Below are 10228 nucleotides of genomic sequence, written 5' to 3'. Positions count from 1 at the left end.
CTGCGATTGTGGGGTGCTGGTAGAGGGGTGCGGTGCGTGGGTGGGGGAGGATGAGGTTGGGGCCGGGGGTGCGGGTGAGGGTTTCTTCGGGTTGTGGGGTGAAGTCGGGCATCGTGGTGATCAGGAAAATGTCGCTGTTGCGCGCTGCGGGCGTGGCAGCCAGGGATCCGACCATGCGCCACTTGGCTACAAGCTCAGCGACAAGGGATGCCTCTTCAAGCACGCCTGCAAGTGCGATGGCGAGAATCATGGAAGGCTGGGCGCGGTTGGTGATCCAGGCGCGTCGTTTGGTGGGGGAGGTGAGTTGGTAGCGGTATTCGTCGTTGAATAAGGCAGCCGAAACAGCCTGCTTGAGTGCGTCTTGATAGAGGGCTTCAGTCGGGTCCAGTTTGCCCTGAGAAAGCAGGGTGGTGGCGAGGCTGTACGTGCTAGTGGCCTGTTCGTATTCTGTTCCTGGAATCTTCTGGTACAGGGTAAGTGCCTGGTAATAAAGAGATTCGGCATGGGATAGTTTTCTAAGATTGAGCATACAGGTGGCGAGGTTATTCAGGCAGTTGGCTTGGTCGCGTTCTGTCCCGGAAATGCTTCGAAACAGGGTGAGTGCCTGACGATAGAGGGGGGCAGCCTTGTCTGGCTCTTCCAGCCGGTTCAGGTTGATGGCGAGGTTGTACAAGCATTGAGCCTGGTTGCGTTCAGTATTTGGGGCCGTCTGGTAGAGGGTGAGCGCTTGTCGGTAGAGGGGTTCGGCTTGTGCTGGTTTGCCCAGAGCGTCCAGGATGGTGGCGAGGTTGGACATGCATATGGCCTGATTGCTCTCTGAATCGGGGATCGCTCGGTACAAGGTGAGTGCTTGGTAGCAGACAGATTCGGCTTGTGCTGGTTTCCCCAGAGCGTTCAGTGTGGCGGCGAGATTGGACAAACAGTGAGCTCGTTTCTCTTCCGATCCAGGGATCGCTTGGAACAGGGTGAGTGCATGCCGAAGCATGGATTCAGCCTGTGCTGGTTTGCCGAGATCGATCAGTATTTTGGCGAGGTTGTACAGGCAGTTGGCCTGTTCAAATTCTGTACCTGAGGTTTGCTGGTAGAGGGTGAGCGCTTGCCGGTAGAGGGGTTCGGCTTGTGCTTGTCTGCCCCGATTGTGCAAGGAGTTGGCGAGGTTGTATAGGCAGTTAGACTGTTCGTGTTGTGTTCCGGGGAGCGTTTGGAAGAAAGTAAGTGCTTGGCGGTAGAGGGGTTCGGCCTGTGTTGGTTTGCCAAGATCGTCCAGTGTGGTGGCGAGGTTATTCAGGCAGTTAGCCTGTTTCTGTTGTGTTCCTGGGATTGTTTGATAGAGCGTGATTGCCTGGCGATACAGGGGTTCGGCCTGCGCGTTTTTGCCTAGTTTGTGCAGGGTGTTGGCGAGATTGTACAGGCATCTTGCCTGTTCATGTTGTGTGCTGGGGATTGTCTGGTAGAGGGCCAGCGCTTCGCGGAAGAACGGCTCTGCCTGTGCTGGTTTGTCCAGCTCGTCCAGTGTGTTGGCGAGGGCGTGTAGGCAATCTGCTTGGTCGCGTTCTGTTCCGGGGATTGTCTGGTAGAGGGCCAGCGCTTGGCGGCGGATGGACTCAGCCTCAGTCGATTTATTTAGATCGCTCAGGGTGTTGGCGAGATTGTACAGGCAGTCGGCTTGGTCCAGTTCTGTTCCGGGGAGTTCTTGGTAGAGAGCAAGTGACTGTCGGTAGATGGATTCGGCGTCTACTGGTTTGCCCAGCAGGAGTAGTGTGGTGGCGAGGTTGAGCAGGCAGTCGGCCTGGTTCTTCTCTGTTTCGGGGATCATTTGGGAGAGCGCGAGTGATTGGCGGGAGAGGATTTCACTCTCCGCTAGATTGCCTTGCTTGCACAGGGCGATCGCGAGAGCATACAGGCAGTCGGCTTGGTCCAGTTCTGTTCCGGGGATTGTTTGGTAGAGGGTGAGCGCATGACGGAAGCCGGATTCGGACTCGGACAGTTTGTCTAGAGCGAGCAGTATGACGGCAAGGTATTTCAGGCAGACCGCTTCCTCCTCCTCTGTGCCTGGGATCATCCGGTAGAGGTTCATGGCCCGCTCGAATAGTGCGGTTGCTCGAAGGTAATCGTCTCGGCGCGCCGCTTCGATGCCCTGACTAAATAGCCGTTCAGCCTTGGCTCGGGTGCGTGTCTCTTTTGACCCAAACAGCAACATGCGAAGTACCCTTTCCTTCACAACCAGGTCACGTGTTTCGGTGAACGCGACTATACGTTGTCGCGTATCCTTAGCGGTGTCCCCCATTGTGCGCCACCGTTCAGATTTCGTCAAATAACGGCAAAATAAACGGTTTGTACTCCACGGATCCCAGGGGATAAGCTAGCCTGATCGTCAATGCTGACCAACGAGGAGCAACCATGAGCATCCCATCGCACGCGGCCATCGCATACAGAGAGATGGTTTTCCATGGAGTGGACATGACCTCGACGACCTACGTCACGTGGGAGAGCGTCGTGTGTCCGCCAGCCTTCAGGAGTATCAAGGGCGCAACAGTTGACGATCTGCGCAAGAAGTTCGCCCCTGCCCTGCCCGGCACGAGCACCATGAGCGCCGGAGACAACAGTTCCCTGCTGGCTGCGCCTCGCAAGGGTAGGACCGCCTCAAAAGTCCACGACGACATGGAAAGAGCGGCATTCCGTGAGAGGCTCGGGAAATGCCTGGTCGACTACCGTGCAAACCTCGAATTCATGTGCGAGCTCACGGACACTCTCGAACTCGCGGAATTCATCGAATCCGTCAAACGAGAATGCACCCTCACCAACGAGGGCGAGCGCGTCCTACTCCTCCTCAACCCACCTCCCAAGCTCGGACAAGTACCGTGGGAACTGCTTCCCCTCGACGTGGAGGAAGCGCGCCAGTTCCTCAAACGCCACGCGGAGAGCGAGGACCTTTCCGGCGTTGACAAGCCGACAGTGCTGATGGACATTGTTGACGTTGTTACCATGGCACCCTTGCTACGACGCGACTCGGACCCGACGATCCCCCACCCGACGTGGACCCCGGGCACCGGCATGTACCTGGTACAGCCCTGGAAGAAGAATAGGCATAACGGACAGGTCCTGCAGCGACAGGATTTTGAGACCTGGAAGGAACGCCTCGACCGGCTCGGTGATCAAGCCATTACGCCACCGTGTGGGTATGAGGGCTATCTCGCTGGCAGACTGTGGCTATCGGATGTTCTGCGCGCGAACGTTAACAACGCGGAGGCTCCGCTGACCCGTCTGCTCTATATCGGACACATCAAAGGCTCAGGCGACGCCTCAGCGTTGCTGCTCAATGACTTCGCTGAAGTATTCGGACTCGACGAGGTCGACGCTGGCGACTTCCGTTGGTTCTCAGCTATGGACCTCACCAAGGGAACCACCACCTGGCGTGAAAAGAAATTCGAGCGATTGAACATGGAAGCAGACCAGGGCGGGTGCCGCTACCCCCAGGGTGAAATTCTCCCCGGCGGCCTCACTGTGTCCATGGACGAGTTCGGCGAAGAAACAGTCCCCGCCGTGGACGGATGGGACCTGTGGCCTATGCCCCCACGGGTCGGCCTCATCGCCTGCCACTCCGGATCCGAGTCGGCATCGGACGAACCCTTCGGCCTCGCTGCAGGATGTCTCGAGGCCGGTGCCGAACTGGTGTTCGCCACCCGGTGGACGATGTACACGGACCAGGCCTTCCTCGGCTACTTCACGCAGAATAACCCGATCCACCCGTTCCACGAACTGGCCACCAAAGTGGACGAATTCCTCCAGTCCGACACGCCCATCGAGGATATGTCGCAGTGGAAGCGAGACAAGCTCGCGGCGTGGCGTGAACACCCCTCCGATATTGCCTCGGCTCCTATTACCTGGGCGGGACTGACCGTCTACCGAGCTCCGGAACGTCGGGTGGTAGGGGACGCGGAAACCTCCGGAGCGTGATCGTACTGAGGCCGTGGCTCGGAATCGACCGCCGTCCCGGGGGTATTCCACGTTCCCTGCGCACTAGTTCACCGGACGGTACTGCCAGGACACCTCTGGGGAGGTGGTCGTGTCGATCTGGACCTCCATAATGGGCAGGTCACTTGCTGCCCATTCGACGTAGGGTTCGAACCTCGGGATCGGCTCGGAAATGGTGCGGCGCGGCTTGAACAGGCGGCGCCACCAGGGGCCTGACTCCACACCCTGGCGGTATGCAGCTACGAGGGTGTGGAAGTTGGCGGAGATCTGAGCCACGCAATCCCGGGCTTGTCCATGCACGTGGCGGCGCTGCTGCAAGAGTTCATCGATTGCCTTGTAGAACGACTGGATCGTTGCCGTGTTCGCAGCTTCCTGCGCAGCGCGCTGGCGTTCAGCGCGATGTGCTTGAGCCTGCTCGTAGTGCGAGGCCCCCGGGTGCAGGTGCCTATTTTCTCCCACATCTTCGCGTGACTCCAGGAGCAGTAGCTCCTGCTTGTATGCGCCGACCCGCTTGTCAATTGCTGCAACGCAGTCGTGCAGATTCTGAGATACGCGCATCGCCTTCTGGGCGAATGCTCCGTACAAGGTTTCAATGTGCGGGCACATCCCGTTCTCGTCGAAGGAGACGCGCCAACCGCGGCGGCCCTTGCGTTCGGCGCGATCCTGATCGATCAAGCTCGTCGCATGGACAATGGGGGGAAGGGGGAAGTTGAGGGCGGAACGGTGGACGGGGGGCGTGTTTGTTTTGTTCATGTCTGTAATAGACGGAAGGTAAGCCCCATTATTCGACTTATGTAGCCGGCGGTTGAGACGTCGTCGGAATTAATAGACGGATGTTCTTTGTGCGTCTTACCAGCAGGCACATGGTCCTCGGACTCGGCCCCGCCCCGCGCGCGACAAACAACGCGACAAACAAAAAGTTGGCCCCACTCGTTCGAGCGGGGGCCAACCCTTCAGTCAATCAACCGATGCGTGAAGCCTTCACTTCTTGGCGATGACGCGGACGCGCAGGTTCGCGGACACCTCGGAGTGCAGGCCGACGGTCACCGTGTAGTCGCCGGCAGCCTTGATGGGCGAGGCGATGATGACGCGACGACGGTCGATGGTCTGGCCCAGCTGCTCCTTGACCGCGTCAGCGATCGCAGCAGCGGAGATAGCGCCGAAGAGGCGGCCGGAGTTGCCGACCTTCGCGGTGATCTCAACGACACCGGCCTGCAGCGTGTCGCGCACGACGCGGGCGTCGTCGATCGTGGCGATCTCGTGACGGCGGCGGGCAGCGGCGATCTGGTCGATCTGCTTCTGGGCGCCAGCGGTCCACTTGGTGGCGAAGCCACGGGGGACCAGGTAGTTGCGGGCGTAGCCAGCCTTGACCTCGACGACCTCGCCGGCGTGGCCGAGCTTCGGAACGTCGTGGGTGAGGATCAGTTTCGTGGTAGCCATATCAGCTGTGTCCTTCCCTTATCAGCGGCCGGTCGTGGAGTAGGGCAGCAGAGCCATCTCGCGCGCGTTCTTCACGGCGCGAGCGATCTTGCGCTGCTCCTGCGTGGAGACACCGGTCACGCGGCGAGCGCGGATCTTGCCACGGTCCGAGATGAACTTGCGCAGCAGAGCGGTGTCCTTGTAGTCGATCTTCTCGATCTTGGCCGACTTCAGCGGGTTGGCCTTCTTCTTGATGGGCTTGTTGCGAAGTTGGGGCTTCGCCATGATGGTCTCCTAGTGAATCCGGGCGGGCAATCCCGCCCCAAGCGTTGTGTCTTCGACGTGGCGCTATCCGGCAATGGGGCCGGGGCGCGCGACTTTAGAACGGGGGCTCGTCACCGAAGGACGTGGAGCCGCCGGAAGGGGCGGTGCGCCACGGGTCCTCGGGGGAGCCGCCGGTCGGGGCGCCGTAGTTGGCACCACCCTGGGCACCGTAGTTGGTGCCGCCCTGGCCGTATCCACCCTGCTGGCCGCCGCCGTAACCGCCGCCCTGGGAGGCTGCCTGCTGGTAGCCGCCCTGCTGCTGGCCGCGGTTGTCGGACTGGTAGCCGCCGCCACCGGAGGGGGCGGTGCGGGTGACCTGCGCGCGTGCGCGGCGCAGGGAGGGGCCGACCTCGTCGACCTGCAGCTCAACGACCGTGCGACGTTCGCCCTGCTGGGTGTCGTACGAGCGCTGGGTGAGGCGACCCTGAACGATGACGCGCATGCCCTTGCGCAGCGACTCGGCGACGTTCTCTGCGGTCTCGCGCCACACGGAGCAGCGCATGAAGAGGGTGTCGCCGTCGCGCCACTCACCGGCGTTACGGTCGTAGGTTCGGGGGGTGGAGGCCACCGTGAAATCGGCGACCGCGGCACCGGACTGCGTCCACCGCAGTTCGGGATCGGCGGTCAGGTTACCGATGACTGTGATGACGGTATCTCCGGCCATGTCGGCTCCTCGGGCTTAGGGGTGGTGTCGGCTCAGTGAGCGTCGGGGCGCAGGAGCTTCGTACGGAGAATGGTCTCGTCGATGCCCATGCGGCGGTTGATCTCGAGAGCGACCTCGGGGGTCGTGGTCATGTCGATGACGACGTAGATGCCCTCAGAACGCTTGAGGATGTCGTAAGCAAGGCGACGCTTGCCCCAGATGTCAACGTTCTCGACGGAGCCGCCATTGGCAGCCACGGGTGCCAGGTACTTCTCCATCGTGGGGGCGACGGTGCGCTCGTCGATCGAAGGATCGAGGATCACCATCAGTTCGTAGTTACGCACGTTGGTTCCCACCTCCTATGGTCTCTGCGGTCACGGACGGTCCGTGACAGGAGGGCGTTGCGTATGGCCCCTGGGAGGGGCCTGCTGGGCCGTCCACGGGTGCGGACAGTCCAGCTGCTCATTTTACACGGGCGGGGGCCTGTTCGCCAGGGGGTTTCCGGTCACGACTGGGTCCTCAGTACGAGGCCGTGGCCGCTCAAGAGGGGCCGCTGAGCGCGCCGATGCCTCGATCGGGGGACGAGGCCCCGGCCGCCTCCGCTGGACACTCGCAGCAGCGCGAACCGGGCGTGAGGGACGAAGCCCGCCCAGGCCTCGTCGAAGATCAGAGTTCAGAGCGTACGCGCCGCGTACCCGTTGGTGAAGGCCCGCATGCCCGTGTACACCGCGGAGTAGGCGAGCCAGACGAGCGCAAGGGCGAGCGCGGGGGAGCTGGCGAGCACGGAGGAGTGGGCGATAAGCCACAAGACGGGCGCGTACACGGCGAGGTTGAGGAGGGAGGCTGCGGCCAGGTAACGCCCGTGGCCCGCCCCGATGAGGATACCGTCAAGGAGGAATACGTAGCCGGCGACGGGCTGGAAGAATGCGCTGACGATGATCGCGGTGGTCGCGTAGTCGATGACTGTCAAGTCGGTTGTGAAGATGCGGCTCATCCACGGTGCGGTGAGGGCGAGCACCACGCCGACGACCGCGCCGAAGCCGAGCCCCCAGCGGCTCAGGGTGCGCAGGAGTGGCTGCATGGCACCGCGCTGGCCCGTGCCCGACGCGAAGCCGGCCAGTGCTTGAGCGGCGATCGCGAGGGCGTCGAGGACGTAGGCGGCGAAGCTCCACAGGGTCCACACGATCTGGTGGGCGGCCAGGGCCTGGGTGGAGATCGACGTGACGGCGCTCAGGGTCGCGAGGAGAGCGACGCGCAGCGTGATCGTTCGGATAAGGAGTGGGGTCCCCTCGGCGGCCGAGGCGAAAAGTCCGTACGTGGAGGGCTTGAGGCTCACACCCTCGCGGCGGGCCGCTCGCGCGATGATCCCGCCGAGAAAGAGCGCCATGAGCGTCTGCGTGAGCGCCGTACCCAGACCCGACCCGGCGACCCCCAGCCCGAGCGGGTACATAAGCACCCAGTTCGCCACCGCATTGAAGGCCGCGCCCACAGAGGCAGCGATCAGCGGAGTGCGCGTGTCCTGGAGCCCGCGCAGGGTACCCGTGGCCGCCAGGACGACGAACATGCCGATCAAGCCCGGCGCTGAAGAGCGCAGGTAGGCCAGGGCGTGCGGCAAGGTCGCAGCGTCGGCACCCAGCCAGGTGAGCAGGGGAGAAGCGAAGGCAGCCAGGAGGATCGCGGCAACCGCGCCGATGCCTCCCGCCAGCCACATAGCCTCGATCCCCGAGCGCAGCGCCAGGTCACGCCGACCCGCCCCCAGGTGACGCCCCGTCAGGGACGTCGTCGAATAAGCCAGGAAGATAAAAAGCCCAACCGCCGTGTTCAAGACCGTGGAAGCAACGCCCAGGCCCGCCAGCTGCGGCGTACCCAGGTGGCCGACCATCGTCGAGTCGATGATCGTGAACAGCGGCTCGGCGATCAGAGCGCCCAGCGACGGCAAGGCCAGCGCGAGGATCTTGCCCGTCGTGATCGTCGGCATCGACGAGGCCGGGGTGGCCTCATCTGGGTCGCCCAACGTCTGGTTCACCCAGTCACGATTGCTGCTCATTACACGCTCCACTTCTTATCCACAACATGTGCACAGGCCTGTGGATAACTGTGCACATGGAAATTCTAGACGCCCCAATGAATCACAATGATGTGACTGTGATGAGCATATCTGCCCTGACAGCGCGGTCATTACTCTCTGTACACAGGGATAATCGGCGTTGCGCACAGGTTATCCACAATATGTGCACATGCCCGTGCACAGCGCCGGTCGCACAATTGCCGACGACGCGTTAGTCTTCGCCTGACGGCTCTGTATCCACAGGCTCACCGGGCGCGAGCAACCCCGAGAACCCGGCCCAGGCCTCGTCACCGCACACCCACAGACCCGAGAGGATCACGATGCCCGACGACCAGTTCGACCGCGTCCCCCCACAGGACATCGACGCGGAGATGAGCGTCCTCGGGTCCATGATGCTGACAACCGAGGCCGCCAACGTCGTCTCCGAAATGCTGCGCGGCCAAGACTTCTACCAGCCCAGCCACGAGACCATCTTCAACACCATCGTCGAACTCAACGGCCGCGCAGAACCCGCCGACGCAATCACCGTCGCCGGCGAACTCAAGCGCACAGGCGTCCTCTCAAAGGTGGGCGGCGCCGCCTACCTGCACACCCTCATCGCCTCCGTCCCCACCGCCGCCAACGCCGCCTACTACGCGCGCATCGTGCGCGAACGCGCCATCATGCGCCGCCTCGTCACTGCGGGCACACGCGTCGTCCAGCTCGGCTACGCGGACGCCGGCGGCGACGTCGACGAAATCGTCGACCAGGCGCAGGCCGAGGTCTACGCCGTCTCCGACGGACGCGAAACCAGCGACTACGTGTCCATGAACCAGATGAGCTCAGACGTCCTCAACACGCTCGAAGAAATCGAGAAAAACAAAGGCAAACTCAACGGCGTACCCACCGGCTTCACCGACCTCGACGAACTCACCCAGGGCCTGCATGGCGGCCAAATGATCATCGTCGCCGCCCGACCCGCCATGGGCAAATCTACGCTCGCCCTGGACTTCTGCCGCTCCGCCTCCATGAAACACGGCATCACCTCGCTGATCTTCTCGCTGGAAATGAGCTCGCAGGAAATCGCCATGCGCATGCTCTCCGCCGAATCCGGCGTGCGCCTGTCCAAGATGCAGGCCGGCAAGATGAGCGACGTCGACTGGCGCAAGGTCGCCGAAACCACCTCACGCATGAGCGAAGCCCCCCTGTTCGTCGACGACTCCGCGAACATCACCATCTCCGAAATCCGCTCGAAGTGCCGCCGCCTCAAGCAACAGGAAAACCTCGGCCTCGTCGTCATCGACTACCTCCAGCTCATGACAAGCGGCCGCCAAGTCGAGTCGCGCCAGCAGGAAGTCTCCGCGATGTCGCGAAACCTCAAGCTCCTGGCCAAGGACCTCGACATCCCAGTCATCGCAGTCTCACAGCTGAACCGAAACTCCGAGGGCCGCACCGACCGCAAACCCATGATGAGCGACCTGCGTGAATCCGGCTCACTCGAACAGGACGCCGACATCATTATCCTGCTGCACCGCCCCGACTACTACGACAAGGAAGACCGCCCCGGCGAAGCCGACATCATCGTCGCCAAGCACCGCGCGGGCGCGACCGCGACCGTCACCGCCCTCTTCCAAGGCGACATGGCGCGCTTCGTCAACTACACGGGACGCCCAGAACCCGGCGTTGGCGGAGAATAAGGGGCGCTTTGCCCGCTGGTGTTTCGGGCACCTTCGGGCCCGGCCGCCTGATCTCCGACCGCCGCGGGGCCTGCCCGCCCGCTCGCCGTCCGCGCCGCGAGCTTCGCTCGGCGCGTCGTCTCG

9 protein-coding genes are annotated in these 10228 nt (G+C 62.5%); 2 read left to right on the top strand and 7 right to left on the bottom strand.

From position 1 onward, the window contains the following. A partial coding sequence (locus HMPREF1136_RS03700) for a tetratricopeptide repeat protein (RefSeq protein WP_156791834.1) occupies positions 1-2287 on the bottom strand: 2287 nt, incomplete at its 3' end. 113 nt (positions 2288-2400) lie between these two features. Here HMPREF1136_RS03700 and HMPREF1136_RS03695 point away from each other — a divergent pair. Beyond that, positions 2401-3957 (top strand): hypothetical protein, encoded by a 1557-nt coding sequence (locus tag HMPREF1136_RS03695; protein WP_009647988.1) that lies wholly within the window; start codon positions 2401-2403, stop codon positions 3955-3957. Positions 3958-4020: 63 nt separating this feature from the next. Here the strand turns inward: HMPREF1136_RS03695 and HMPREF1136_RS03690 are convergent, their stop codons facing one another. The 6 genes from HMPREF1136_RS03690 to HMPREF1136_RS03665 form a co-directional block, all read right to left on the bottom strand. Next, on the bottom strand, positions 4021-4728 hold the full coding sequence (locus tag HMPREF1136_RS03690) for a hypothetical protein (protein ID WP_034504766.1): 708 nt from the start codon (positions 4726-4728) through the stop codon (positions 4021-4023). Positions 4729-4956: 228 nt separating this feature from the next. Next, on the bottom strand, positions 4957-5415 hold the full coding sequence (gene rplI / locus HMPREF1136_RS03685; protein ID WP_009647982.1) for a 50S ribosomal protein L9: 459 nt from the start codon (positions 5413-5415) through the stop codon (positions 4957-4959). A gap of 21 nt (positions 5416-5436) precedes the next feature. Then, on the bottom strand, positions 5437-5679 hold the full coding sequence (rpsR, locus tag HMPREF1136_RS03680) for a 30S ribosomal protein S18 (RefSeq protein ID WP_003791435.1): 243 nt from the start codon (positions 5677-5679) through the stop codon (positions 5437-5439). Positions 5680-5773: 94 nt separating this feature from the next. Next, complete coding sequence (locus tag HMPREF1136_RS03675) at positions 5774-6382, bottom strand: single-stranded DNA-binding protein (RefSeq protein WP_009647984.1); 609 nt, start codon at positions 6380-6382, stop codon at positions 5774-5776. 32 nt (positions 6383-6414) lie between these two features. Further along, entirely contained in the window at positions 6415-6705 is a 291-nt protein-coding gene (rpsF, locus tag HMPREF1136_RS03670; RefSeq protein ID WP_009058013.1) for a 30S ribosomal protein S6, read from the bottom strand. Between the two features lie 329 nt (positions 6706-7034). Beyond that, the gene (locus tag HMPREF1136_RS03665) at positions 7035-8408 is read right to left on the bottom strand and encodes an MATE family efflux transporter (protein ID WP_009647987.1); all 1374 of its coding nucleotides are present in this window, start codon (positions 8406-8408) and stop codon (positions 7035-7037) included. Between the two features lie 341 nt (positions 8409-8749). On the opposite strand from HMPREF1136_RS03665, the gene dnaB reads away from it, so the two are divergent. Continuing rightward, positions 8750-10105 (top strand): replicative DNA helicase, encoded by a 1356-nt coding sequence (dnaB, locus tag HMPREF1136_RS03660; RefSeq protein ID WP_009647985.1) that lies wholly within the window; start codon positions 8750-8752, stop codon positions 10103-10105. Positions 10106-10228 lie beyond the last annotated feature (123 nt).

It is taken from the genome of Actinomyces sp. ICM47 (assembly GCF_000278725.1).
Lineage (GTDB): Bacteria > Actinomycetota > Actinomycetes > Actinomycetales > Actinomycetaceae > Pauljensenia.
Note: the sequence above shows the minus strand (reverse complement) of the source record. Positions and strands in the feature narration are given on the sequence as shown.

Coding starts and splice junctions, on each gene's coding strand:
- rplI (WP_009647982.1), bottom strand. CDS start 5,415: ATGGCTACCACGAAACTGATCCTCACCCACGACGTTCCGAAGCTCGGC.
- HMPREF1136_RS03665 (WP_009647987.1), bottom strand. CDS start 8,408: ATGAGCAGCAATCGTGACTGGGTGAACCAGACGTTGGGCGACCCAGAT.
- HMPREF1136_RS03675 (WP_009647984.1), bottom strand. CDS start 6,382: ATGGCCGGAGATACCGTCATCACAGTCATCGGTAACCTGACCGCCGAT.
- rpsR (WP_003791435.1), bottom strand. CDS start 5,679: ATGGCGAAGCCCCAACTTCGCAACAAGCCCATCAAGAAGAAGGCCAAC.
- dnaB (WP_009647985.1), top strand. CDS start 8,750: ATGCCCGACGACCAGTTCGACCGCGTCCCCCCACAGGACATCGACGCG.
- HMPREF1136_RS03695 (WP_009647988.1), top strand. CDS start 2,401: ATGAGCATCCCATCGCACGCGGCCATCGCATACAGAGAGATGGTTTTC.
- HMPREF1136_RS03690 (WP_034504766.1), bottom strand. CDS start 4,728: ATGAACAAAACAAACACGCCCCCCGTCCACCGTTCCGCCCTCAACTTC.